Here is a 24,893-nt window from a genome sequence, read left to right as displayed (position 1 = left end):
AATGACTTCCGAGATGATGCAGGCGAGCGCGCGGCGGGCGACCTGGAGCAGGTTCCGCGATGACTTCTGCACAAGCACGATGATGAAGAAAGTCCGTCAAAGGTACATCGAGTTCGTACTGGAGCAGAGCGACTACTACAACCTGAACAAGTCCGGCAAGTCGCGCGTCGAACGGATCCTGAGGGAGGATACCGGGTTCTCTCTCGCGGAGATCACTCGGCTCATCGAGCAGTACCGCGAGACGGAAACATTGAAGACAGAAAACGTTGACCGCCCGTCTGCCAAGTGACCTAACCTAGGAGCGAAACAATAATGAAGCTGCTTACATGGGACACATTAACATCAAGGGAGCGAACATCAATGGTTGGGCAGGCGTAAACGGTCGAAGGTGTGTTTTGGGGGGTGACGGAAGCAGCGGTGGCGGATTCTTGCACCGGGAACGTTGCCATGTGTTGCCTCACAACTCGGTTCGACCCTTCGGGTTGTGGCGGCGGGGATACCGGGAACGCGCTTCTTGATTGTGGCCTTAACAACGTAGTTGTGTTGGTTGGTAGTTCTTTATTCACTCGTTTAGGAAAAGGAAGGATCATGGGCAACTCGATTCGCGGCACCAGTATCGTACTCGTTTTGGCGTTCGTACTTGCTGGTTGTTACAAGACCACGGTGCGCACCGGCATCCAGCCCGGACCTGTGAATACGTCGCAATCTAAGGCGACATGGATCAACGGACTTGTACCAGCATCGGATGTGGAGGCAGAAGATGACTGCGGGGATTCGGGAGTTGCCGTGGTCCAGACCGAATTGTCGTTCGTGAACCAGTTGATCGGTTTGCTTACACTTGGCATCTATACGCCGGTAACGGTACGACTCGTTTGCGGCAATCAGGATGGGCAGGATGATGACGGCGCCGGACCTAAGGCTGGGGCAGCGGAGATGGGGGGTGAACCGCCGGACAGCGTTCAGGTGGCTCAAGCGGTTCCCGGACCGTCGCTTTCGGCTCCTTGAGTTCGACCGTTCCGTACTCGTCAAACTTCGGCGATGTCCCGTTCCTCTTCTTCCCCATCGAACGACAGTCCGCTCTTGGTGGCGACGACGCGCTCCGGGAACATCCCGACCGGGGCCACCGCCCAGCAGCCGTAGCCGGAGTGTGCGAGGCGCCGCCCGCCGCCCGCCTCGCCGGAGAGGGCGAGCGCGACGTCGTGGGTGCCGTCGGGCCAGTGGAGCGGGGGGCAGTCGACGCGGTTGAACGCCTCGGGCCAGGCCGCGTCGTGGCCGGCGTCGGCCCAGCCGGACACGGCGTGCCGGGGTTCGTAGAGGTAGTCGGCGCCGAACGGATAGCTGGTGTGGAGCCGCAGTTCCCAGCCGCCGCCGGGGGCGGGGCGGAGGAGCGCCTTGGTGGCGGCGCCGGCGCGCGCGAGGACGGCGTCGAAGCGGGCGTCGGCGAGGGTGCGCTGCAGGGCCTCGCCGGGGGCGGCCTCCCCGGCCAGCACGCGGCGGAACGGCTCGGGGTCGAGATCGGTCTCCGCCATGAGGTCGGTCATGGGCGGCATGTCGGGCCAGGCGGGGGGCGCCTGCGGGTCGCCTCCCGGGGTCCAGCCGCGGCCGGGGTAGTGGGTGAGGTGGGCGGCGGAGACGATGTCGTCCAGGCGCCAGGGGCGCGGGGGGGCCGGGGCCGTGCCGGGGACGTCGGCGGGGCCGCAGCCCTCGACGAGGGGTCCCGCGCCGGTGACCGCGCTTTCCGGCCCGGCCGGCCCCGCCAGCGCCTCGGTGACGGTGACCCGCGCGCGCAGGGCCCGCTGGGGCCACGGGATGGCGGGGCCGCCCGGCCGCTCGACGGCGACGAGTTCGAAGTCGTAGTCGCCGTACTCCGGCAGGCCGGCGACGGTGGCCTGGCGGGCGTCCGCCGGGCTGCGCTGGGGCCCGCAGGGGACGGCGCCGGAGACGCCGGTCCTGAGGTGGGCCGGGGTGCGGTAGACGCAGGTGAAGCCCGCGATGCGGTGCGCGCGGTCCTCGTCGACGGTCCAGGCGAGGGCGACGCCGCCGGGGCCGGCTTCGGCCGTGAGGCCGGTGAGGAGGCGGGGGGTGGCTTCCTGGGCTTGCGCCGGGGTGGGCGTTGTGGTGGCCGCCAGCGTGGCGGTGGCCGCGAGGGCGAGGGCGGTTGCGAGCGGGAGGCCGGTTGCGAGCGGGAGGGCGGCCGTGAGCGGGAGGGCGGCCGTGAGCGAGACGCCGGATGCGAGCGTGCGCGCCCGCGCGAGGAAGACGCCCCGTCCGCCGGGCCGCCGGGCACGGGAGTCGGCCCCGGCGGCGGGCGAGTCAGGCCGGGCGGCGTGCATCGAGTGCGCGGCGCCGGCCTCCCCGGGAGGCCCGTCCGCCGGTGGCGCTGCTGTCCTTCCTGTGCCTGCTAGAAGCCGCCCGGCTGCTGGCTGACGCCCAAAATTGGGGGGGGGGGGGGTAGCCTAGGCGGAGCCCAACGGACGCGCCAAACGCCCGCCTACGGCCGCAAATCTGTGTGCCTTCAGATGATCCCGCATCGAGCATATCGAGACGGACCCGCGCCATTCGAAAAGGGACGGACTACACCGGAAAGCACTACTAAATAAGCCTTTACGCGCCCCCCACAACCACCCAAATGGGGGGGTCACCCGAAATGGGGGGGCCGGGAATGGGGGCTGGCGGCGCGCGGGGGCGGCGTTGCCCGGGGGGCGGATGCGCCGCGCCGCGGGGGGGCGGCGGGACCCCCAATTCGGGGGAGTTACTCGCGCGCGAGAGGCCGCTAGGTTGCGAGCCGAGAAGGCCGCCTGGGACTCCCCGCCCGTCTCACGTCTTCGTCCGGAAGAGCAAGGGAGAGGAGGGACAAGAATCATCGCATCGGAGAGCGAGCGCCGGTCAGGTACGTCCGCCTCCTGGCGGCCGCGAAGGATCGACTTTGTGATCGCGGAATCGCTTGCGCGCGAGACGAGAATGGCAAGGCGACTGGTCGGTGACGAGGACCACACGGCGACCATCGCAGACACGATACTAGAGGAGTTCCGGGACATGCTCCTCACCGACAGGCTGCCGAATGCGCGGCCGATGAAAGGTTGAGAGGAATGGAGTCCTACTTCGAGATCGACTTCTTGAGCGTTGGCGAAGCCCAGAGCGGTGATGCGATCGCTCTGCGTTACGAACGGGACGGAGGCACCTACGTACACGTCGTGGACGGAGGCTTTCAGGAGGACGGGCCGCATGTCGTGGCTCACCTTCGGAAGTACTACGGTGGCACGGGAGTCAACCATGTCGTCCTCACCCATCCGGATGGCGATCACGCCGGAGGCCTGAGGACGGTTCTGGAAGAATGTGCGGTGCACCCCCGGGGCGGTCTGTGGATGCTGCGCCCCTGGCTCTACGCCGCCGAACTGTTAGATCATTTCGCGCGGTTCACAACGGTCAGCGGCCTGGAGAAAGCCCTGCGCGAAGCATATCCGAACGTCGCGGCACTGGAAGAGATCGCGGAGCGCCGCGCGATCCCCATCTACGAGCCTCTCCAGGGCGCAAGGATCGGCGCGTTCACGGTCCTCGCCCCGTCGAGGGCGCGGTACCTCCGACTGATCGTGGACTCTGACAAGACACCGAAACAAGCACCCGCAACCAGCATGGGGCTTCTCGGACCCCTTCACAGACTGGCAGCTAAGGTCGTCGCCTACGCCAAGGCCGCGTGGGGCGACGAGGTCTTTTCGGCCGAGCCGACGACCGTGGAGAACGAGATGAGCGTCGTGCAGTACGGCAGTCTGTGCGATACGAAGATTCTGCTCACAGGTGATGTGGGCCGAGACGGCCTCAGTGAGGCCGCCGACTTCGCTCCTGCCGTCGGGCTCCGGCTGCCCGGCATCGACCGCTTCGATGTTCCGCATCACGGATCTCGGCGGAACGTGTCGACTGAAGTGCTTGACCGGTGGTTGGGACCTCGCCTCCCGCAGCAGTTGCCGAAGGGCCAAGGCAGGTTCCGCGCGTACGTCAGCGCCAATCCGGACGACACGGACCACCCGCGGCGCGCGGTGGTGCGCGGTTTGATTCATCGCGGCGCAGATGTAAGGCAGACCACCGGGCAACGAGGGACGTACTTGCGAACCTCGAAGAACGCTCCACCTAGGGACGACGCCGTGCCCGTTGATCCACTTCCGTATCCCGAAGACCAAGAAGAGGAGTAGCGGATTGAGCACCGGTGACGCCATCAAGTCACGGTACCGGGGACGACTGACGGCCCTTCGTCATATGGTCGCACTTCAGGTTCACGCATCCTGAGCTGAGCCCTTACAGGAAGAACGCATCGGATGCGATGTTGGCTAGTTGCTCACTAAGCCTTATGGGATGCACGCGCTAAACAAGGGAGAGAGCTTGGACAACATGAAGAATTGGCTAAGTGTGATGAAGTTGAGCAGCGAATACGACCGTAGGGCGCGACTTGCGCCTGCCCTTGCATCGTTTCTTCCGTTCCTGCCACTGATTCTTGCGCTAGGAGGCAATCTCCAAGAATGGGGACTTGTGCTCGGAGGCACGACCGGCGCGTGCGCCTTGGGTGCATTCGTGCTGGCAAACTTCGCTTCGGCTATGGGCAACCGCCTGCAAGAGCAACTCTGGCCAGATTGGCCGTTCGATGCGCCCACGCATGTCCGCCTGATGCCGGACAACCCCGACACTTCCCCGCAGCAGCGGGCCCTGTGGTACACTAAGGTAGAGCAGGTGACCGGACTTGATCTCCAGACCGAGGTGGACCGCGGGGACCGCGCTGCAATCCGCGCAACCATCAACGACGCTGTGGAACGTCTGCGAAACCGCTTTCGCCACGGCGACAGCCAAGCACGTCACGACGAAGAGAGTATCCGATACGGCAGTGCCCGAAACTTCGCCGGGATGCGCCCGCTGTGGCTCTCGGTGTCCGTGTTGAGTTGTGCTGGTACATGGGCTGCATATCGCTGGGCTGACTCAAATCTGGTGTGGCCGATCGTCGCGTCGCTCCTTCCCGTCCCCCTCTTCGTAATCGCTTATCGCGTACTCCCCAGGTTCGTGCGGATCCGAGCTCGGTACTACTGCGAGGTGTTCTTTCAATTGCTAGAGGCGGAATAACAGGTGGTTCGCAATACGGTTCGAACCTCGGCCGCGAACCCCCTGCTACGTCTCATTTGCCGTCTTCACCAGACCGATAATCGAGTTGGACGGAAGAGCAAGTCCTTCTGAGCTGTCTTTTGTGTAGCCGGTGGGCTGTGGCGCGAAGATGCAGGCTGCCGCGTGCGTGAGTATCGTGTCCTTGTTGCCAGTGTCATGGGCGGCTTCAGCAAGGGCTTGATGCGTCCGTAGCGCGTTGTGTCGGTGTTGATTCACGATGGCGTTGTGTTGATGTGCGAAAAAGTTACGAACGCACATGTAAACGCCATAGGATAGTGTGACGAACACGAGGAACTTGCTCAGTCCCCGTTGAATACTTTCAGGGTATTGATCCGTCCCGAGAGCATCATGCCAAAGATTTGGCCATATCAAGAGGCTGAGGACGTAGGCAAGCAACAACGATACGGCGGCAATAGTTCCATTGCGCCACTTGCCGGCGGTTGTCAAGTGTCTCGAAGCGGCGGTTTCGAATTCCTTTCCCGTCGATACTGTTCCCCCTTCGCCGGCAAGAGCTTTGATTGCGGTGACACTTTTTACGCCCTCAGCGTGAAGTGCCTTCATCCCCGCAAGCTCTTTCTGCATTTCTCTTTGCAGACTTGATCGACTCTTGGATTGTGGATACAGGTGATCCAATAGCTGTACGATGGGAACGAAGTCGTTCGCCATCTGATTGTACAGACTGTCGCCATGACTCAGCAGTTGATTACGGCGTTCCGCCGTATCGCCACCACCCAATGCACTGAAGTCTTTGATGTTGGTAAATAGGTCGTTGGCGGAATTACTGTACTGCGTGATGCGAGAAACGTGTTCACGAGGGAGATCGATGAGTTTTTCGATTTCGACGGAACGGAGAAGACCAACAATGAGTCGATTGGTTCTCTCCATCATCTTGAAATTGAGTTCATCACCGAGATCGGGTCGTTGAAGATCTTTGACGTTGAACGCTTGGGCGACGCGAAGCGCCTTGCTGGCTTCAACGAGATCGTGGTCAGTAGGCTCGAGTGGCATGGACGTGTTCCTTTCAGCGGTGTTGGGAGTTGAGACGCGGCCAGAAGCTCTGGATCAATTTCATGTCCCAGAATACCCAGAGCCCGGGCGGGAGGCCAAGCTGTTCTTGACAACAGGCTACTCGGCAAGACGTTGAGGCAGGGCTCCGAGACGGTTTTGTCCGCGGGGCTCTTGCGCTTAAGGGGGAGGGCTGCCGCCCGCCGACCCCGGCAGGGTCTCGTCGATCGCGGCGGCTTTCCGTACGTCGGCAACAGCCGAGTTACGGACGGGGAGGTCGTCTGGGGTTGCTCAGGAACGTGTTCGGGAACCGAAATCCGAAACTCCCCCGGCAGTAGCGGCGGAGGCCGGGTGGCCACCGTCCCCCATTTTCGGGGGGGCACCTGTCAGGTGATTACCGTATCAGAACATCTGTCTCCAAGGCCGCAGCGACGCTGGAGATGCCGACCGAGCGGGGATCGCGGCCTTGCAACCGTCCGGCGGTCGTCAGGACAGCGCAGAATGGCGGCACCCATGGTGTCGCTGCACATCATCTGGTTCGCGGAGCTTACTAGTCACATCCGTACTTCAATGCCGTGGTTTCCCAGATGCCACCGCAGATTCCCCTCCGACCGTTTCCGTGCCGCCGCTTGGGCTTCGACCGTGATGGCTCGTGCCGCCTCGTCCAGGCTGGGGAACAACGCTTCCCGTGTCACTCCCATGAGATTGAGTTCTTCCCGAATGCACCTTTTCGCCGCCGCCGGCACTTCCAAAACGTAGTGATCGTAGGTCGGTATCCGCTCGTTCCACCGGAGCACCCACTCGCGTTCAAGCCTCTTGTGAAACGCTGAGACAAGGAACGCACCCGACTGGGCTCGAATTCTCTCGAACGACTGCTGCGGTTCAACCACAAACACCTTGAACAGGTCTCGCGGATCTATGGCGGCCTCGAAACGAGGTTTTTCTTGTCTGATCAAGCCTAGCAGCCGTCGAATGGCCCTCTCGTAATCTCCCCGAAGCAACCCGTAAGGTCGCAGTTGGTCGAATTGGAGCCGCCGCTTCCCAAGGAGCAGGTCCTGCTCCCAGGCATTCAGTTTGGCGAAGTTCGCCACTACGCTAATCGCGTCACTGTCAAAAGCCTTCACAAGCGGTCTCGGGACCGCAAACACATGGACCACGCTGTCCCGCGATTCTTCTCCATGCTTTTCCTCGCACGAGTAATAGAGACCGACTAGCGGGTTCCGAGTGATGTCAAGCAGGCGCGTCTTCAGCCCATGGTGCTGCGCGAGCACCCATTGGGAGATCGCTGAGTGCGCGTCGGCGAAGTCCTCTGGACGATAGGTCATTGCGTCCTTCAGCATCCGACCCTCGACTCGTCGCAACGCTGATCGCATCACTGTCGGATGTAGCTTCCATTCTTTCGCTTGCCCGCGGTAGTAGAAGCGAACACCCTGGGGGTCATCTTCATGCGCCCGTCGCAATCTCTGACACCACTCTATCATCTTCTCAACGCTTTCGACGCGCATCATCTCATGCGGCTCGACCGCACCTGAACGGTGCGCTTCCAATATTAGGCGGGAGCGCCAAGGTCGTGTCGCAGTGAGATTCGATCCCGCTAGGTCGGCTTGGAAGAAGAGGGCGTTGTCTAGAACAGCTCCCGAGAAGTCCGCTCCGCGCAAATCCGCTTGCGTGAAGATTGCGTCAGTGAGATTTGAATTGAAGAAGACAGCTCCGCTTGCTCGGGCTCCGAGGAACCACGCGCCCTTCAGGTCCAAGCCGGGACGGAACAGGGGCATCCCGTCCGGGAGGACGAAGCTCGCGCCGCGCAGATCGGTCGCTCGCAAGTCGATCTTCGCATAGGAAGGCACTCGGCCCTCTCCGTAACGCTCAACTAGCGCATAGCCGAGGTTTATGTTGGTCAAGTCTGCTCCGTACGTGGATCCATCTTTTGCCCTCTGATTCCATTGCTCCACGCCCTGTAGAAACAACTCGACATGCTCCCGTTTTGCCATGGCCGCTATTCCCCGTAGAAAGGTCTCAGATCGCGCACGGAACCTATCGTATCAGAACAGTCCGCTTGACCGCCTCAAATGCCCGAAGCTTCCACAGTGACTGTTCGCACCCGGCACCAACAGGTCGCTGGAGATGAGCTGCAGGAGCAGTCCGTTGCGGAGGGTGGTGAGGCCTTGCGATTCGCGATCTTCCCTACCGGCGCGCTCGATAGGCCACCCCGCGATCTTGTTCGAAGATCCGCGTTCCCGAGTTCGGCTGGTCCGCGAAAATCATGGAGCTTCCCGAAAGGCCCTTCCCTCTGGAGTAATCCGGAAACGCTGGTTCCGGCTGCTGGGTTTCTCGGGATTCGTCATCTCGATCCAGCCTTCGCCGAGGCACGGCTTCAGATAGCCCTCCCGGAGGTGGCCAGGGTTCTGGAGCCCCAGGGCCGCCAGAATCTCGCGCCGGGTCATTTCACCGATCAGGACGGGAAGCAGCCGCGTTGCCGCCTTGACCGCCTTCGGCGCGAGGCGCTTTGGGGACGGAAGCTCGCGCGTGGGGACTTCCGGGCGCTCATCAGCGGCGCTCACTGCAGCGTCCCGTTCGGCCACCGTGGAATCCGCCCTCCGCCGGCGAAAGAGGTCCTGTTGAAACGGCCCAACCGGCTCCAGAACCGGTCGGTCGGATGATACGATTGCGCGCATATCCGCCGGCGTCCGCGGATCCGGCCAGGACGCCGCGCCTCTTTTGGCCAGTGCCTCGAGCCCGGCGCAGGGCTCCCAGGTGCGCCGGACGTACACGGGCGCAAAGCCGAGTCTTTCCAGTTGTTCGGTCGCGCCCGCCCAGGTGCCTCCGCGTCCGTGATCGGAATTCACGACCAGCGCCGCGTCCGCGAGGGCGTAGATCAGCTTGTTGCGCTGCATCGCGTATCCGGCCAGGAAACGGACCGCGGGATCGTAGGGGCACAGCAGAACCAGCCGCCCATCCATGAGCGGCACGCGGTTCTCCCTGTTCAGGGCCGCTCGCTCAAGACCGTTGGCGAGCACGCCGAGCGCTCGCCCGCCCCCGTAGAGAGCTCCCCGCATCGCGGCTTGGTCAACCCCGCGGGCCCCACCCGAGACGATGGGGACGTCCCCTTCGGCGGCGAGGCGTCCAACGTCCTCTGTGTACCGGAGGAGCTCCTGGTTCACGTGTCTGGAGCCGACCACGGCCAGCCCGCCCGCGTCGACCATCGCGCGGTCTCCGCACCCGTACAGCACCGGCGGCGCCTTGTCCCGCATCCGCTTCTTCAGCCGCCGCGGATAGTCGTAGTCCGCCCGCGTCACGACCCAGATGGCGCGCGCGCGCCAACGCTCCATGGCCTCCGCGAGAAGAAATCCTCGGCCGAGAAGCCGTTGGACACGGTCGATGTCCACCCTCGGCCAGGATTGCCCGAGTTCCTCCAACGCCCGCGGCTCGAACAGGTCCGCTGGCTGCCACCCGGTCTTGCGGAGATGCCTTGCCAGATCTCCGTAGTCGCCGAGGGAAAGGGGTTTCACCGAGCGCTTGGACTTCCCGCCCAGGAATGGGGCGGTCAGAAGCAGGATCGCCTTGGCGTTCGGAGTGAGCTCGCCGTTCATCAGTTTCGCCCCAGCGATGATAGGGCCAGCGGCCAGACCTCCCCGCTGCCATGCTCGCGCAGCAGCCACGCCCCCACCGTGAAGCTCCAGCGCGACCCGACGACATCATCCACAAGGAGCACAGGAGCCGCCGGGAGCGACTCGAGAGTAACCGCGAGAGAACCGTCGAGGTTTCGTGCCTGGTGCAGGCTGTTGGCCATCGACTTCTGCTCGGGGCGAGCCCGGATCTGCTCGAGAGCCGGATGAAAGGGCAAGCCGAGGCTGCTCGCCAGACGCTGGGCGAAATCGGGCACAAGGTCAGGATGCTGGAGCGATGGAATGCACGTTACCCATTCAGGCCTCGGATCGGGGCTCCATCGACGGACGAGCCGGACGCAGGCGTCGACAAGTTCGTCCTCGAATCTTCCGATCTCCTGCTTGCCGGCGCGGACCATTTGACCCCATCCCCCGTCTCCCCAGAGACAAAGCGCTCTCCCTTCTTCCGCCCGATGCTCCACCGCAATCGTCCCTCGCACGTCATATTGCGGCAAGCCGTCCAACGGCCACCGCGCCCGAGGTTGGAGAGGGAGATCCAATCGGCGCAGGAAGGCCAGCGCCTCTCGTTCGGCGTCCGGACTCGCCTCTGTCGAGAGCAGTGGAAGCGGCGGTGGCTCAACGCCTTCCGGATCACCGTCGAGCGCCTGGATCAGGAACTCCATGTGTCCGTGTTCCAATTCCACGTACTGCATCATTTGGCGTTGTTCCTCCTGCCGCACCTCCGTCAGCCGATCCGCGCGTTCCCGGAAGGAAGAACGTAACGTGGCGGCCGTGAGCTGCCACTTCGTCCCCTCCTTCACGACCGGTGCCGGCGACTCGAGCGAAAGCAGGCGGATGGCGCGGTCGACGCGACCAAAGGTGAGGTTGACGCGCCCAAGAAGCTGAGGAAGAGAAAGGCCCGCGGGCTCCTCCTCCAGCGCCGCGATTACTTCTCGCACCTCCTCCTCGGTAGGGAAAGCCGTGTTGATGAAGTAGTCCGTGATGTCGGTTTCCTCCTCGCCGCTCAGGAGGACACCGTACGCGGTCTCGAGGGCCCGGCCTGCGCGGCCCACCTGCTGGTAGTAGGCCACGACCGAACCGGGGGTCTGATAGTGGATGACGAAGCTCAAATCCGGCTTGTCGAAGCCCATTCCCAGAGCGACCGTGGCCACGAGGCCCTTCACCCTGTTCTCGAGCAGCGCCTGCTCCAGGTTTTCTCGTTCCTCTTCCGGCAGCCCCGCCGTATAGGGTCTGACATCGATACCCCGTGACTGGAGCCAGTCCGCAACGATCCTCGCGTCGCGCCTGGTGAGCGTGTAGATGATTCCGTGGCCCGTAAGGAGTGGAATCGTTCGCCCGAGCCAGGCCAGCCGCTGGGACTGGCGGGGGAGCCGTATCGTCTGCAGAGCGAGCGAGGGCCGCGCCAACGGCCCCCGCTGCACTTGCAGGTCCGGGCCGAGAACCTCGCGGAGGTCGTCCATCACTCGATCGTTGGCGGTCGCGGTTGTTGCCAACAGCCTCATGTTCGGCGGAAGCGTGCGCGCGAAACGCTCGATCAGCCGGTACGTGGGTCGGAAGTCGTGTCCCCAGTCCGAGATGCAGTGACACTCGTCGATCACGAGCATGGAGACGCGCTCGGCGATCCTCGCCAGGACCTCCCGTCGAAAGTGCTCGTTGGCCAGCCGTTCCGGAGCGATGAGCAGGATGTCCACCTCGTCTCGGTCCAACGTCGCTTCTACGGATGGCCAATCGTCCTCGTTCTCCGAGGTGATGCTCGCGGCATGGACCCCCATCCGCGTGGCGGCCTGAATCTGGTTCCGCATCAGGGACAGCAAGGGAGACACCAACAGGGCAGGGCCAGCCCCTGCTTCCCGCAGGAGCTTGACCGCTATGAAATAGACGAAGCTCTTGCCCCAGCCCGTTTTCTCGACGACCGCCAGCCTCCCCCGCCCTTCAACGACGTGGCGGATGGCTTCTTCCTGTCCCGGTCGAAACGTGGCGCTGGGTATCCCGGTGCCGAGCCGGAGGAGGTCGAGAGCTCGTCGTGAGTCGTAGGCCAGAGTTGGCAATGCGAGGCTACGCTTTCGGAAGGCAGTACGTCATTCGGCGGTCGAACCGTCGATATAGCACGACTCGACACCCGTACCATCGGGCGGGAAGTTGATGAGGACAGCGCCATCGTACCCCGTGGTCCGCAAGTACGCCCGTGTCTGCGCTTTGTGGCTGGGGGTGAGACGCGTTCCGGCCTTTAGCTCGACAGCCAGCCTGAAGCCGTCAAGCTCGATATCGAAGTCCAGCCGCTGTAGGCCGATGGCGTGATCCCGGTACATGATCTCGACATTCCGCTCCACGCTGTACCGAAACCCCTCCACTTCAGCCACCGTGTCCCTGAACTCCACTGCCATCGCCTTCTCGTATACCGATTCGTGATACCCGCCACCAAGCACGGTGTACACAGTTTCCGCCGCGGCAATCGCCAGATCATGCGGTTCGTTCAAGAGACCCCCTTTTCTTCACGGCCTGGAAAAGCGCTCCAGCTTAGCGCCTGCAGAGTAGCACCCTCGAAACCCGGCGCTCGCGACGGCACGTCATATCGCTCGTGTAGCTCCTGCTGCGTTCGGCGTCATCTCTGTCGGCGCCGTTTCCATACCTGCCGCCGTCTCCACGCCGGAGCGCGGTAGGCGACCTCGAACCCCAGCTCCACGAGCGCGGCCACGACTTCGCGGTGCGTCTTGTACTCCGTCACCTGCTCTACTCCGGCCTCGTCCCACCAGCGGACCGACCTCGCGTCCGGAGGAACGTTGACCTGTTGCCCGGGAGGCCGCCCCGTTACGTCGATCTCGCGAGTCGTGCGCCCGTAGGATCGATTCCCCCGACCGTGAGCCCGGCCGGTCACGGCTCCACCGTCACGAGTCCCCGCAACCCTCGAGGACGACCGCCGAATCCGCGGTTCCGTATTCGAAGGAATCCCGGTTCCACTCCGTAGTGACCGACTCGTCGCCACACAGGGGACACTCGCTCCTGGGACTTGGACGTGGATTCAAGGCATCGTATCGATCATCTGATCGAAGGCGGCGCTGGAATCGGGACGCCATGATCGAGCATCGCCTCGATGAACAGGTACTTGGCCTCATGAAGCTCCTCGAGAGCCTCAGCAGGTGTGCGACCCTGTGCCATGCAGCCCGGTAGTTCTCGGACGAAAGCTACGTACGGAGGAGCATCGCCCGACTCCTCATGTATGACATCGACTCCGTAAGGCAATCCCATGTAGTAGTTTACAAGACTCACTCCGGCTTTTCCTCTTGTTTCGGATTCAGAAGTCTTGGGTACGAGGGCGCGCACCCTAGCGTTCCGGCATCCCTCTCGCAACCAGTCCGAGACGCGCCGCCCTCCGGGAGTAATGTGCGGCGCCGGGGCGGCCTGCCAACCCCCCAATTCAGGGGAGGTCCGCAGGTACGAAGGAACGCTACCTTCCCCGTCGAGAGGCCGTCCTAGCGCCTCCCCGCTCGTTTCATGTCTTCTTCAGGACGAGCAAGGGAGGGAGATGGGAGCAGACGACTGATGTACAAGTACGAGATCATTCTCTACTGGAACAACGAAGATCAGGCTGTCGTCGCCGAGGCGCCCGACTTGCCCGGGTGCATGGCGCACGGTGACGATCACGAGAGCGCCTTGAGGAACATCAAGGATGCGATGCGGTTCTGGATCGACCGGGCATGCGAGTTGGGACGCCCCGTACCGGAACCCCTGGGATAAATGAGTACGTTCGGAGAAGACCTGATCCAGTCGCTGAACGAAGCCCTGGCTCATGCGAAGGGCGAAGGCCCCGCCATCGCGCACACGCCGGTGACCCCACGCGAGGTCCGGAACGCATCATCGAGCCCAACGCGGTCAGGCGAGCACTTCTGGCGTCGCCCTGAGAGGAAGAGCGAATAGGCTAGCGTGGCGGAGGCCCGATTCTCCCCGGTCTCATCGCCGTCAGGAAGCGAAACGGCTTCAGGGCTTCACGGTCGTACGAGTAGTATAGAAATAGCGGCGTTCCCTGCATCTTGCGGCGTTCCACGAAGCCCCACGACCGCGAGTCGAAGCTGTCGTCCCGGTTATCCCCCATCATGAAGTACCGCGCCTCGGGAACCGTGATTGGACCCCAGTTGTCGCGCGTCGGCTGATACGTGTCGCGGGCCAACTCCGGCAACAGGTAGTCCGCTTGCCACAACATCATCGGGTCGAAAGAGTCCGGGATCCGTGGATTCCGCCGTACGTAGGGCTCATCGATGGCGACTCCGTTCCGGTAAAGGATGCCGCCATCCATGCGAAGCGTGTCGCCGGGCAGTCCGACCGTGCGCTTGACGATGTCGAGTCCCGGGGAGTGGTCGGCGCGAAACACGATGATGTCGCCGTGCTCCGGTTGAGCGTACCCGGGAAGGTTGGAGTTCGTGAAGGGGATCGGGGCTCCCAGCGACACCTTGTTCACCAGCACAAAGTCGCCCACCAGCAGCGTTTCCTCCATCGAGCCCGAATCGATCACGAACGTGGCCATCAGGAACGTCCGGCCGATGATGAAGAAAAAGGTCACAAGAGCTACCGTGCGACCCCAATCAAAAAACCACGCCTTGCTAAAGCGCGGCGGACGCGGCGGATTCTTCGTCGGTCGATGACGTCGCTTCATAGCTTCGATCCCCTGTCAGGAGCCTCCAAAATCGTTGGGGCGGCCAACGTGTGCAGCGCGCCCGCGTGGATCGTGCGGGTCCTCCTCCGACTCGTTGCGTAGGGGACACCGTTCGGTGCGGCTGCGGTCACTGCTTTAGCCTGGTCACCACCACAGCACCGGCAGACCCGCCTAGAGCCATGAAGCCGATTCTCCATACCGAACCGATATCGAGGACCACAGCATCGAACGCGACAAGCGCGACGAACGAGCATACCAGCCAGAGTGTAAAGGCGCGGCACGTCGCCCTACTCATCTTCATCCAGCCTCCTAAGAGCGCTCCGGCCCCACCACCAGAACCAACCGGCCAGTGACAGGCAAGCTTCGTCGGAGGGTTGCCGGGCAAAAAAAATGCGGCCGGGTGAGCCAGTAGGCCCAACGAACCGCAAAGGCAGCCCTCCCAACCGCGCCTCGATTCTTGCGATCGGTCCTGCCGAAGTCAATCGACCAAGCACCCCTTGTCGTCCATCCGCCAGGGCCGCGCGACGGCCCCCCCCGGAGGGCCACGGAATCTTCGGGCGTGGCGAGACCCGTTGACGTGGATCTGGTAGATTACCACTGACGGGAAGGAGAACAGATCATGAACGGCACAGGTGGCGAGCGCGTGGGTGCGATGGTGAACCCCCCGCACTTGGGCGAACTGATCCGTGAGAGCATGGACGAGGTCGGATGGAACGTGACGGAGACGGCGGCGCACCTCGGGTGCGAGCGCGGGACCCTGTCGCGACTGCTGAACGGCAAGGCTGGCGTCTCGGCAAACATGGCGCTCGCGTTGGAGGCCCTCGGCTGGGGTACGGCCGATCACTGGATGCGGATGCAGGCGAGCTATGAGCTTGCGCATGCGCGAAGGGCACGCGGATGGCGCGAGGACGTTGCGGCGCGCGATGCGGCCCCGCGGTAACGCCATGTGGGAAGGTGGGAACGCCGATGAAGTTGCTCACATGGAACGTCAACAAGGCGGGAAAAGCCCGTCGCGCGCTATGGGAGACGGTTCGGCGCGAGGATGCGGACATCGTCCTGCTTCAGGAAGTCACGGGAATTCCCACGTGGATCCAGAACCGCTACGAGTGCCACCTGGTCTCGCCACGGTACTTCAGGGGCCACAACGCGCCGTTTTCGACGGCGGTCCTTTCCAAGGGGTTGATCGATACAACGCCCTACCTAGAGTCGGCGTCGGCATGGGTCAACAGGATCCACACGGAGCGGTCCGGTTGGATCGTCGGGTGCAAGACCACGCTTGACTCGGGAGAGCGGTTCCACGTGGTCTCGGTTCACGCGCCGTCCTTTCCCATCCCACCGCGTCTGTGGACCGATGTGAATGTGTCGGGCATCAAGCTGGTGACCAACCCCAGGCTCTGGTTCACGGAGATCCTCTGGGCGTTGCTCGGTGCTGCGTGTATCTCGGACGATACGAACTGGATCGTCGGCGGTGACTTCAACCGCTCCGTGAAGCACAAAGGGGGGCAGGAAGTGATCGACCGGCTGAACGCCCTCGACCTGACCGACTGTCTGAGTCATCATCATGGCGGACCCGTGCCCACATTTCAGGCCTCGAGGAAGATCGTGCGACATCAGCTGGATTACTGCTACGTGAACACGCCGCTGCTCGATCGTTTGTCCGAGGCCCGAGTACCGGGTCACGAGGAGGTCTTCGCCCGAAAGCGGAGGTTGAGCGACCACCTTCCCATTGTGTGCACGTTCAACTGAAGACGGCGCCGCCGGCGACCGGACACCGGCCAGGAAAGCTGTTGATGCGCGGTTGAGATCGCGGCGGACCCTCGTGTTACAGCGGGCCAGGCTCCGAGGACGTCTTAGCTTCGGGTGTCATACAATGAGCTTATGTTACTGATTTAGTAACAACCATGCTCGCGTTGACACTCGGGTTCGCAGGGCCTAGCTTCCTTCTTCTCCCAAATTCAAGAGGACGCTCAGCCGAGTTAACGTCATGGCCAGATCGATCCCGCCTTCGCTTGCCGCGCTCGTCGAGCACCTCGAGCTGGAGCGGAAACCCACCGTTACGCTCGAGGAGATCTCACGCATCGCCGAGGAACAGGGGCTCAAGACCCCTGGGAGGATTATTGCGCACCGCCTCGCTCGGCTCGGATGGCTGCTTCCCACCCCGGTGCGGGGCACCTGGGAGTTCGCTCCGGCGGATCGCGCCGGCGCGATCCCTGATGCGGACCCACTCCTCCCCCTCAAAGCGCTCCTCTCGGCCGACCGCGAAGATCTCCCCGCGGCCCTGGCCCTTGGTTCGGCGCTGTGGATCCAGGATTTGGCCGACCGGTCTCCTGACCGGCATGAAGTCGCGTTGCCCTACGGAATACCCATTCCTTCGGCACTCCGACGCGAGTACCGCGTTCTGCGGCACACCGCCCATCTGGATCCAGCTCACGTTGGAGGTCTTCCGGTCCACCGGCCGGCCACCGTCCTGGTCCACCTGGCCACTCGCCCTACCGACGTCCGGAGCTGGTCGGGTGTGCTGAACTGTCTCCCGGCCCTGATCCAACTCTCGAGCTACGATGAGATCGCGACCGAGCTAAAGGGGCGGCCGAAGTCCGTTCATGTACGTCTGGCTTACCTTACGAGCGGAGTCGGACCCGCTTTGTCTTCTCGGCTGGGGATTGAACGCGCAGGGAAGGTGTGGTTCGGTCCGAGACGGACGTTGCGACGGCACGATTCGATCTGGAACGTCGCCGACACGGTGCTGCCCTACCATCCTTCGGAGGTCAGGAGGTAGAGCGATGGCTCTCTCCGCGCGAGGATTGGGATGACGAACAGATCGGACTGTTGAGCCACCCGCCGCCGTCCCTGAGCGAGCTGGAAGCGCAGCTCCACCAGCTGTATGCGTGGCTCCGCGATCTGACGGAGACAGAAGGACGGTTGGCTTCGGCGGATGCGCGGGATCGATCGGAGGTGATCCAGGCGGTACGCGATCTCGAGCACTCGGCTCTAACGGACACGCATCTCTGGTAATCCCCCGGAGCCCGGGCGGGAGGCCAAGCTTCGTCGGAGTGTTGCCGGCCGCGCGGGCCGTTGGTATGCTGGCGACACTTGCTCCCCGCCGGACACGCCCGTCATGGGCCTCGGGCGGGGTTATTTTTTTGGGGGGAGTTGGGAGCAGACGACTGATGTACAAGTACGAGATCATTCTCTACTGGAACAACGAAGATCAGGCGTTCGTCGCCGAGGCGCCCGAGTTGCCCGGGCGCATGGCGCACGGTGACGACCATGAGAGCGCCTTGAGGAACATCAAGGATGCGATGCAGTTCTGGATCGACCGGGCACGCGAGTTGGGACGCCCCGTACCGGAACGCGTGGGATAAATGAGTACGTTCGGAGAAGACCTGATCCAGTCGCTGAACGAAGCCTTGGCTCATGCGAAGGGCGAAAACCCCGCCATCGTACACACGCCGGTGACCCCACGCGAGGTCCGGAAACAGGCGAAGCTGACACAGGCTCAGATGGCGGCCCTAATGGGAATGAGTGTATCCGGTTACCGAAAATGGAGCGGGGAGCGCGCCGCGTGAGCGGTCCTCCGTGCTACCGTGGCGGAAGCCGATTCTCCCGCGTCTCATCGCCGTCATCCAACTGAAGGCGGCGCCGTCGGCGACCGGACACCGGTCGGGAGAGCGTCACCGGGGCGGGATCGAAAGCAGCCTGCGCTCGCGCGCCCCGGCGAACGCTAGCACCGCCCGGATGTCTTCCGGCTCCAGGTCAGTTCTTACCCACGGGGCCACGACCACCACGGAGCTTCTTCCTCGCGTACCCGACTGAACCCTCCACCCTTCCACCCACATAGCCACGCGCCACGGCTTGCCCCCACCATTCCTCGGACCCGCCAGCGACCACGCCGATCCGGCCATCAGCGCGAAACATCCCTGGCTATAGGAATATTCTCAAACTTGGAGGGATCATTATCCCTCGTGTCTCGTCGCCATCGACAATCAGCCGGCCATTTATTATTCCAAGCTCGACTGGATCGCTATCCTTCTGCGCTATCGTAATAGTGTGGCTTCGATAACCGAGCGTCTTGCCAGGAAGCTCTAGCTCTACCGCTCCCGCCAAATCGCTGATGATCTTTCGTTGTACGCCTTCCGGCACGTCGATTTCATCAGATCCGTGTCGACCAACTCTCATCCGCAACAACGTAAGCTTGGTTGATTTCTCCGGATCAATCATGTCATCGTCCTCGAAAGTGACTGTCTTATTATCAATAACTGTGAACCGCATCGTGGGTGCCGCGATCGGCGTAGGGCGGCTAGTCGGTGTCGCAACCTGCCACTGCGCTCCCTTTTCCAACCACACTTTACATTCTGCATTGCTGTACAACAATCCTGTATTGCCCCGCACCGGTCGGCCTATCCGCTTGGCGACGGCATACAGAAAGTCAGCCCCTCCTTTACCGGCTCCAGTATTGCACGACCAGAATGTCAGAATCGTAAATTTCTTCCCGTTCAGTTTGTCGAGTTCAGACCCCCACGAACCCTCGTTCCAAATAGTCATGATGGCTTGATCGTTGTAGACTCCATCTTGGCCGATACCTGTCGTTATGAAACCTTCGTTCCCGTGGCCGCAAATATTTAGTTGACCTATCCCCTTCTCTAATATTTCAAAATCTGAATCATTCCTCGAAGCCAGTGTGTTGGGCAGTTTAGATAGGAGATTCTTGATGGCCTCTTTCGTAGTAGAATGTCGCATTGCCTTCCAAAAAGCGCAAGCGACGAAATTGTTTGCACCGTTATCTGGACCATCTGAAACGGTCGTTACTCCTCCAACTCCAGAGATGACTGCATCAAGATAAGAGTGTTCGTGCGCTTTGATAGATGTCATGATCTTTCCTCGGGATGGTGAGAATGTCGTCCTGGCTCGCCACGGCTGCTCTCGTGCCGGCAGTTCTTGCAATGATTCGGCATTGTCAGTGTTGAGTATAGCACTGGGGGTTGGTGGAGCGACACCGCAGAATTGTAGGGCGAGAAGCGGAATTCGACGGCGTCCGAGGCAAAAGCAATGGTCGGTCGAACTTGGGTGTACGCGTCGAGGTTCGGCCGGATCTCCTTCATTGCGCAGCCGGCGGCTGGTCGGAACAGGCTCTCGGGGTTGCCGCGTCGCTACTCATCGTGGCCTCGCAGGAGGCTCTCACAACGGGCGCTGACATCCGGGTCTTCGTGGGCGGTGTACTCGATATCGTCAGCGTTAAACTGACCATCGACATACGATATAATGTATGCTCCGAATCCGCTTTGACCTGCGCCCCAGTAGTGGCAGGTGAGCCAGCGGCCGTTCTTTTCCCCGTCTATGTAGGGCCCCTCGCTCACGGACCCATTCCCCCGAATGGTCCATTGTCCCTGACGAATGCCGTCGATATGGGTTCCCATCTCATCCCTGACGTCGCCACCAGCCCACACGATTGCACCCGTGCCCTGAGCGTAGCCGCCCGCGCAGGGTCGGCTCCAGGTGGCGGCGCGCCCACGCTCAACATCCGTAAAGATCTCATGAGGCGACTGCAGGTAGCAGCCTGGCCGGTTGGCCGGTTCCAGCCAGCACGGGCCCTCGTCGACGACACGTTCGGCGCATGTCTCGGACGGGTCGACCACGGTCGGCGGGTCCACGGCGGGCACGTCGGGCACTTCCGGAGCGCTCCGGGGCGTTGCCTGTTGATCCGCCCCGCCGCTGCCGGTTGCGCTCCTCGCGTCGGCGTCCGCGCCACCCGCAATGGCGTCCGCGCTGACGGCCCAGCTCTCCGTGACCAGCACGTCGTAGCCGCTTCCGTCGTAATGCGACGAGAAACGCGCGTTCACCCTCGTCGCCATCTGCTCGGCCGCCTGGGCGCTCGTGCCGTAGCCCACGCTGAAGGCCTGGAACCTCGGGTCGTCCGGATCCACCGTCAGGTCCATCCGGATCGCCCCCGTGTATTGGATGATCACGACATGGCTGTCTCCGGAATCGGACCACATGCACGACACCTCCTCAACGTCCCCCAACTCGGCGATGAGGGACCGCTCCATCTCCTCCCGGTCTACGGAACCGACGCCGACCCGGTAGACCACGGCCACGTCCTCGCTGATCATGCGCCGCACGGGATTCGAACTGTCGAGGATGCGCCGGTCGCTCCCCACGCACGCGACCGCGGCCGCCCCAGATTGAGCGGCGGCCGGGAAAGAAGCGGCGAGCAGGAGAATGGCTGCCAGCAACCCCGTTCCGGGCGCGCGGCTCGGGTACGGTCGCGGGGCGGGCAGGTCGCGCATCGTGCATCTCCTCGGGGCGGTCGTCCAGCAAGGCCGGGTCCGGGTTCTGGATTTACCGAGGGTCAGTCTTAAGTATGGGATCGACTGTTCGTGGAGTGACACCGCCAAATTGTAGAGTGGGGATACGGAAACGGTCGAATCGTCGAGCACCATCGGAGTTCTGGGCCCGCCGTTAACTCTCCCGGCCCCTCTCCCGGCGTCCGTGCTCACCGCCATGCTCCTTCCGGATCATGGTCTGACGTTGCGCCAAGCCTCGGCCGTCGACCGCTTGGGAGGAGACGGGTGCAAACGTTCGCGGCTTCGGTAGCCAGCTGTCGGTCGTCGATCTCGTCGTAGGAGTCGTAGCGACGGGTGATGGTTCCGTTCGCGTGGATGTCGACACCCTCGACGTTGTGCAACCTCCCCGGTCGGCACCAAATCCATGTGTTGTGCCGCTGCCCACGCCGATAGGATCCCTGTGATGACCATCCCTCCGAGGTCTGGCTCACCCACATGCCGTCTCGTCGTCCGTCGATGAACAGCCCTTCCTCGGTCCCCACGTAACCGTCGTAGAGCCACCTCACCCGCCCCCGGCCCTGGGCGAAGCCTCGGGAGCACGTGCCGGCCCACGTGGCAGTCGCACTAGTCCGAAGCTGGCGGTTCCAGAGGTAACAACCGGGTTGGTTCGTCACCTCCATCCAGCACTCGGAGCCCGCGGGTTGGCCGGCGCACGTCTCAAGGCCGGCCGTGGGGGGCGCGGCGGTACTCGGGCCACCGCCAACTCGGGAGGCCGGTTGGCCGAGTGGCGCACTGCTCGGCTGATCTGGCTCGCTTGCGGCACCGGGGACCGCGCCGGCGCCGACGGCCCAGCTCTCCGCGACCAGCACGTCGTAGCCGCTCCCGTCGGCGTACGTCGAGAAACGGGCGTCGACCCTCGTCGCGTTCTCCTCGGCCGCCTGGGCGCTCGTACCGTAGCCCACCGAGAACGCCTGGAACCTGGGGTCGTCCGGGTCCAGCGTCAGGTCGCGCCGGATCGCACCCGTGTACCGGATGATTACGACGTAGCTGTCTCGGGGGTTCGACCAGATGCACGACGCCTCCGCAACGTCCCCCAACTCGGCGACAAGGGACTGCTCCATCCCCTCTCGATCATCGATCGGGACGCCGAGCCGGTAGACCACCGCCACGTCCTCCGTGATGACGCGCCGGACAGGGCCTGAACTCTCGAGGGTCTGCCGGTCGCTCCCCACGCACACGACCGCCGCCGAGGCGGACTGCGCGGCGGCCGGCGCAGAACTCGCGAGCAGCAGGAGGCCGGCCATCAGGGTGGGCACGCATGCACCGCCGATACTCAGCCGTTGAAGGGTTACGCCCGACATCTCTGACCCGTTTCTGGATTTCCCCAGCGTCAGTCTTAAGTATGGGATCGACTGTTCGTGGAGTGACACCACCGAATTGTAAAGTATGACTACGGAACTGGATGACTTGAGGGGGAAAAGCGATGGTCGGGCTGCGCGGCACCTGTCGCTGCGGACGGCAACGTGGGGTTTCCGGTGGCGCCGTCTCGCGTGGTCCGTGGCGGTCGCCGTGCTCTCGACCGCCTGCGGCGACGGCGGCGCCACGGACCCTCCGCCTCCGCCCCCACCGCCGCCTGCTCCCGTGCCGACTACGATCACGGTGGTACCCACGTCGGCGACCCTGTACTCGATCGGCGTCGAGACCGGCCTCCACGCGACGGTGCGTGACCAGAACGACCGGGTCGTTCATCGCCAGGCCATCTCCTGGTCTGCGGGCGATCCCTCTGTGGCAACGGTGGACGACCAAGGACGCGTCACGGCGACCGGAGAGGGATCGGTCGAGATCACGGCCGCATTGGCCGGCGTCGAGGGCGGCCCTCAGGGGACGGCGGATATCGTCGTCGACATGACGATGACCCGAGCCCTCATCGCGCTCCACGCGGAGACCGGCGGCGCGGACTGGATCAACGCGGAGAACTGGCTGAGCGACCGCCCGCTCCGCGCCTGGTACGGCGTGGAGATGGACCTCGTGGGCCGGGTCACAAGGCTGGACCTGGCGGGGAATGGTCTCAAGGGTCTCATTCCATCCGCCCTGAAAGACCTGCAGCGCCTCGAGCGACTCAACCTTTCGGGCAATGCCCTCAGCGGCCCGATACCGCCCGAGTTGGGCACGCTGCGGAGCCTTCGGGCACTGGATCTCCACGGGAACACTCTGAATGGTTCGATTCCGTCCGAACTCGGAGGCCTCGACAGCCTCCAGACCCTAGATCTTCAGCAGAACGCACTCGGGGGTTCGATTCCATCCGAACTCGGAGGCCTGGGCAGCCTCCAATCACTGCAACTCCAGGAGAACGAACTACGCGGTCCGATCCCGTCCGAACTCGGAAACCTCCATGGCCTTCGGTCGCTGCACGTCCAGGAGAATGAACTCACCGGTCGGATTCCATCCGAACTCGGAGGTCTCGAGAGCCTCGAGTCGCTGGACCTGCACGACAATCCACTGAGCGGTCCGATCCCTCTTCAGTTCATCGATCTGTCGCTCGCGCGCTTCAACTGGTCGGCCACCGATCTCTGCGCTCCTCCGGATCCGGTCTTTCAGGCGTGGCTGCGCTCGATCGCGGAACATTCTCGAGGTGCGGCCCGCGGCAGCGGAACCGGCAACTGTCCCGGCTCCCCCGTCCTGGCGGTGCATGGTGCTCACCTGACTCAGGCCGCACAGAATTTCGAGGGCGACGTCCCCCTCATCGCGGGACGCCCGGCGCTGCTCAGAGTCTTCGTCACCGCCGACTCCGCGAACACCTACCGGCCTCGCGCATGGGCGGCCTTCGAGGTGGATGGATCGGAAGTGCACCGAGTCGAGATGGAGTTCCCTTCCGGCGACGGGCTTCCGGAGCTTGTGGACTCGGAGAGACGCGACCAGTCGTTCCACGTGACGGTGCCCGGTGATGTGCTGCGGCCGGGAGTGCGGATGGTGGTTCAGGTCGATCCCGACAGCGTCGTGCCGAGGGCGGCGGGCAGGCTCGATCGCCTGCCGGAACGGGGTTATCTGCAGCTCGACGTGCGATCGATGCCGAGCCTGCATCTGACCATCGTGCCCGTGCTCTTCGGGCCCGCGCCCGACAGCAGCGCGCTGGAGTGGGCCTCGGCGCTCGAGCCCGACGATCCGAGCATGGAATTCGTGAGGAACATTCTCCCGGTCGGCGATCTCGGTCTCGAAGTCGCCCCGGCATTCTACACATCGACCGAGATACGGCCCGTATGGACGGGGGCCGGATACGAGGGCATGGCGGATATACTCCAGGAAATCAGGCTCGTCCAAACGAGCGCCGGGGCGCTGAACGAGTACTGGTACGCGGTGGTGGCCGCCGATCGAGGTGGGCTTGGACTGATTGGGGCTCGGACCAGCCTCGGTGTGTCGAACGACGCGACCATGGCCCACGAACTCGGGCACAACATGAGCCTGGCACACGCGCCGTGCGGGGACCCTCGCGGCGTGGATGGCCGTTATCCGTACGAGGCCGGCAACATAGGCGTGCCGGGTTATGACTTCCGTAGCGACGAATTCGTCGCCTCATCCACTCCCGACCTCATGACCTACTGTGGGCCCCAGTGGATCAGCGACTATCACTTCGACAAGGCGCTGGAGCACCGCTTCGAGAACGACGCGGCTGCCGGACTCGCCGCCGCGGGCACCGGGGACGCCCGGGCCGCGCAACTGCTGCTGTGGGGCCGCGTGAGTCCAGGCGGCGATCTGAAGCTCGATCCCGCTTTCGTGCTGGATGCCTCGCCGAGGCCTCCGTCTTCGCGCGGGCCTTATCGGCTGGAGGGATTCGGGTCGAACGGCGGGAGCTTGTTCCGGTTGAGCTTCGGCCTCGAGCGGATTGACCACGGCGGAGGCAGCTTCCTGTTCACGATCCCGTTCGACGACCGCTGGACGCAGTCGCTCGATCGCATCGTCCTCTCAGGGCCGGAAGGCGTCGCCGTGCTGGATGGCGGGAGCGACGCTCCGATGGCGCTCGTAACGGATCGCACCACGGGGCGAATCACCGCGGTCCTCCGCGGGGAGGACGCCGTGCGGGATGCCGTCGCGTCCTTCGGCACGGCGGCCGGGTCGACGTCTGCAACGGACATCCTGGTCAGCTACGGCCTGCCCGGAAGCGCGCGCCGCAGGGCTCCGACACCGTGATCGGCT

24 protein-coding genes are annotated in these 24,893 nt (G+C 63.5%); 11 read left to right on the top strand and 13 right to left on the bottom strand.

Annotated elements, in window-relative coordinates:
• Positions 1-13 precede the first annotated feature (13 nt).
• Positions 14-289: a hypothetical protein gene (locus ACOGI9_RS04100; RefSeq protein WP_419858616.1), complete on the top strand. Its 276-nt coding sequence runs from the start codon at positions 14-16 to the stop codon at positions 287-289.
• Positions 290-588: 299 nt separating this feature from the next.
• Positions 589-1,005 (top strand): Bor family protein, encoded by a 417-nt coding sequence (locus ACOGI9_RS04095; RefSeq protein ID WP_419858615.1) that lies wholly within the window; start codon positions 589-591, stop codon positions 1,003-1,005.
• Positions 1,006-1,025: 20 nt separating this feature from the next.
• Here the strand turns inward: ACOGI9_RS04095 and ACOGI9_RS04090 are convergent, their stop codons facing one another.
• Positions 1,026-2,333, bottom strand: coding sequence for a hypothetical protein (locus tag ACOGI9_RS04090; RefSeq protein WP_419858614.1), 1,308 nt, complete (start codon positions 2,331-2,333; stop codon positions 1,026-1,028).
• 756 nt (positions 2,334-3,089) lie between these two features.
• Here ACOGI9_RS04090 and ACOGI9_RS04085 point away from each other — a divergent pair.
• Positions 3,090-4,187, top strand: coding sequence for an MBL fold metallo-hydrolase (locus ACOGI9_RS04085; RefSeq protein ID WP_419858613.1), 1,098 nt, complete (start codon positions 3,090-3,092; stop codon positions 4,185-4,187).
• A gap of 187 nt (positions 4,188-4,374) precedes the next feature.
• Complete coding sequence (locus ACOGI9_RS04080) at positions 4,375-5,103, top strand: hypothetical protein (protein ID WP_419858612.1); 729 nt, start codon at positions 4,375-4,377, stop codon at positions 5,101-5,103.
• Between the two features lie 45 nt (positions 5,104-5,148).
• Here the strand turns inward: ACOGI9_RS04080 and ACOGI9_RS04075 are convergent, their stop codons facing one another.
• The 7 genes from ACOGI9_RS04075 to ACOGI9_RS04045 form a co-directional block, all read right to left on the bottom strand.
• Entirely contained in the window at positions 5,149-6,150 is a 1,002-nt protein-coding gene (locus ACOGI9_RS04075; protein ID WP_419858611.1) for a hypothetical protein, read from the bottom strand.
• A 551-nt stretch (positions 6,151-6,701) separates the two neighbouring features.
• A complete protein-coding gene (locus ACOGI9_RS04070; RefSeq protein WP_419858610.1) occupies positions 6,702-8,138 on the bottom strand; it encodes an FRG domain-containing protein in 1,437 nt (478 codons plus the stop codon).
• A gap of 270 nt (positions 8,139-8,408) precedes the next feature.
• A complete protein-coding gene (locus ACOGI9_RS04065; protein ID WP_419858609.1) occupies positions 8,409-9,737 on the bottom strand; it encodes a DNA-processing protein DprA in 1,329 nt (442 codons plus the stop codon).
• The gene (locus tag ACOGI9_RS04060; protein ID WP_419859232.1) at positions 9,737-11,812 is read right to left on the bottom strand and encodes a RecQ family ATP-dependent DNA helicase; all 2,076 of its coding nucleotides are present in this window, start codon (positions 11,810-11,812) and stop codon (positions 9,737-9,739) included. Before ACOGI9_RS04060 ends, ACOGI9_RS04065 begins: the two co-directional genes overlap by 1 nt.
• A gap of 39 nt (positions 11,813-11,851) precedes the next feature.
• A complete protein-coding gene (locus tag ACOGI9_RS04055) occupies positions 11,852-12,250 on the bottom strand; it encodes a GxxExxY protein (RefSeq protein ID WP_419858608.1) in 399 nt (132 codons plus the stop codon).
• A 125-nt stretch (positions 12,251-12,375) separates the two neighbouring features.
• A complete protein-coding gene (locus tag ACOGI9_RS04050) occupies positions 12,376-12,498 on the bottom strand; it encodes a hypothetical protein (protein ID WP_419858607.1) in 123 nt (40 codons plus the stop codon).
• A 311-nt stretch (positions 12,499-12,809) separates the two neighbouring features.
• Positions 12,810-13,094 carry a type II toxin-antitoxin system HicB family antitoxin gene (locus tag ACOGI9_RS04045; RefSeq protein WP_419858606.1) on the bottom strand — a complete coding sequence of 95 codons (285 nt, stop codon included), beginning with the start codon at positions 13,092-13,094 and terminating at the stop codon, positions 12,810-12,812.
• Positions 13,095-13,313: 219 nt separating this feature from the next.
• Between ACOGI9_RS04045 and ACOGI9_RS04040 the strand changes: the two genes are divergently transcribed.
• The gene (locus tag ACOGI9_RS04040) at positions 13,314-13,508 is read left to right on the top strand and encodes a type II toxin-antitoxin system HicB family antitoxin (RefSeq protein ID WP_419858605.1); all 195 of its coding nucleotides are present in this window, start codon (positions 13,314-13,316) and stop codon (positions 13,506-13,508) included.
• Between the two features lie 181 nt (positions 13,509-13,689).
• Here the strand turns inward: ACOGI9_RS04040 and lepB are convergent, their stop codons facing one another.
• Entirely contained in the window at positions 13,690-14,421 is a 732-nt protein-coding gene (gene lepB / locus ACOGI9_RS04035; RefSeq protein ID WP_419858604.1) for a signal peptidase I, read from the bottom strand.
• Between the two features lie 127 nt (positions 14,422-14,548).
• On the bottom strand, positions 14,549-14,722 hold the full coding sequence (locus ACOGI9_RS04030; RefSeq protein WP_419858603.1) for a hypothetical protein: 174 nt from the start codon (positions 14,720-14,722) through the stop codon (positions 14,549-14,551).
• 318 nt (positions 14,723-15,040) lie between these two features.
• On the opposite strand from ACOGI9_RS04030, the gene ACOGI9_RS04025 reads away from it, so the two are divergent.
• The 5 genes from ACOGI9_RS04025 to ACOGI9_RS04005 all read left to right on the top strand — a co-directional run bounded on the left by ACOGI9_RS04025 (position 15,041) and on the right by ACOGI9_RS04005 (position 17,987).
• A complete protein-coding gene (locus ACOGI9_RS04025; protein WP_419858602.1) occupies positions 15,041-15,361 on the top strand; it encodes a HigA family addiction module antitoxin in 321 nt (106 codons plus the stop codon).
• A 26-nt stretch (positions 15,362-15,387) separates the two neighbouring features.
• Positions 15,388-16,167 carry an endonuclease/exonuclease/phosphatase family protein gene (locus ACOGI9_RS04020; RefSeq protein WP_419858601.1) on the top strand — a complete coding sequence of 260 codons (780 nt, stop codon included), beginning with the start codon at positions 15,388-15,390 and terminating at the stop codon, positions 16,165-16,167.
• 238 nt (positions 16,168-16,405) lie between these two features.
• Positions 16,406-17,197: a type IV toxin-antitoxin system AbiEi family antitoxin gene (locus ACOGI9_RS04015; protein ID WP_419858600.1), complete on the top strand. Its 792-nt coding sequence runs from the start codon at positions 16,406-16,408 to the stop codon at positions 17,195-17,197.
• A 391-nt stretch (positions 17,198-17,588) separates the two neighbouring features.
• A complete protein-coding gene (locus ACOGI9_RS04010; RefSeq protein WP_419858599.1) occupies positions 17,589-17,783 on the top strand; it encodes a type II toxin-antitoxin system HicB family antitoxin in 195 nt (64 codons plus the stop codon).
• Positions 17,784-17,987, top strand: a complete 204-nt coding sequence (locus ACOGI9_RS04005; protein ID WP_419858598.1) for a helix-turn-helix domain-containing protein — start codon at positions 17,784-17,786, stop codon at positions 17,985-17,987.
• A 355-nt stretch (positions 17,988-18,342) separates the two neighbouring features.
• Here the strand turns inward: ACOGI9_RS04005 and ACOGI9_RS04000 are convergent, their stop codons facing one another.
• From ACOGI9_RS04000 to ACOGI9_RS03990, 3 genes are all read right to left on the bottom strand, one after another.
• Positions 18,343-19,290 (bottom strand): hypothetical protein, encoded by a 948-nt coding sequence (locus tag ACOGI9_RS04000; protein ID WP_419858597.1) that lies wholly within the window; start codon positions 19,288-19,290, stop codon positions 18,343-18,345.
• Positions 19,291-19,568: 278 nt separating this feature from the next.
• Positions 19,569-20,705 (bottom strand): hypothetical protein, encoded by a 1,137-nt coding sequence (locus ACOGI9_RS03995; RefSeq protein ID WP_419858596.1) that lies wholly within the window; start codon positions 20,703-20,705, stop codon positions 19,569-19,571.
• A gap of 206 nt (positions 20,706-20,911) precedes the next feature.
• A complete protein-coding gene (locus ACOGI9_RS03990; protein ID WP_419858595.1) occupies positions 20,912-22,018 on the bottom strand; it encodes a hypothetical protein in 1,107 nt (368 codons plus the stop codon).
• A gap of 151 nt (positions 22,019-22,169) precedes the next feature.
• Between ACOGI9_RS03990 and ACOGI9_RS03985 the strand changes: the two genes are divergently transcribed.
• Positions 22,170-24,887, top strand: coding sequence for an Ig-like domain-containing protein (locus ACOGI9_RS03985; RefSeq protein ID WP_419858594.1), 2,718 nt, complete (start codon positions 22,170-22,172; stop codon positions 24,885-24,887).
• The last annotated feature ends 6 nt before the right edge of the window (positions 24,888-24,893 follow it).

It is taken from the genome of Candidatus Palauibacter irciniicola (assembly GCF_965208695.1).
Taxonomy (GTDB): domain Bacteria; phylum Gemmatimonadota; class Gemmatimonadetes; order Palauibacterales; family Palauibacteraceae; genus Palauibacter; species Palauibacter irciniicola.
The sequence above is the reverse complement of the archived record's forward strand: the minus strand, read 5'-3'. Positions and strand labels throughout refer to the sequence as shown.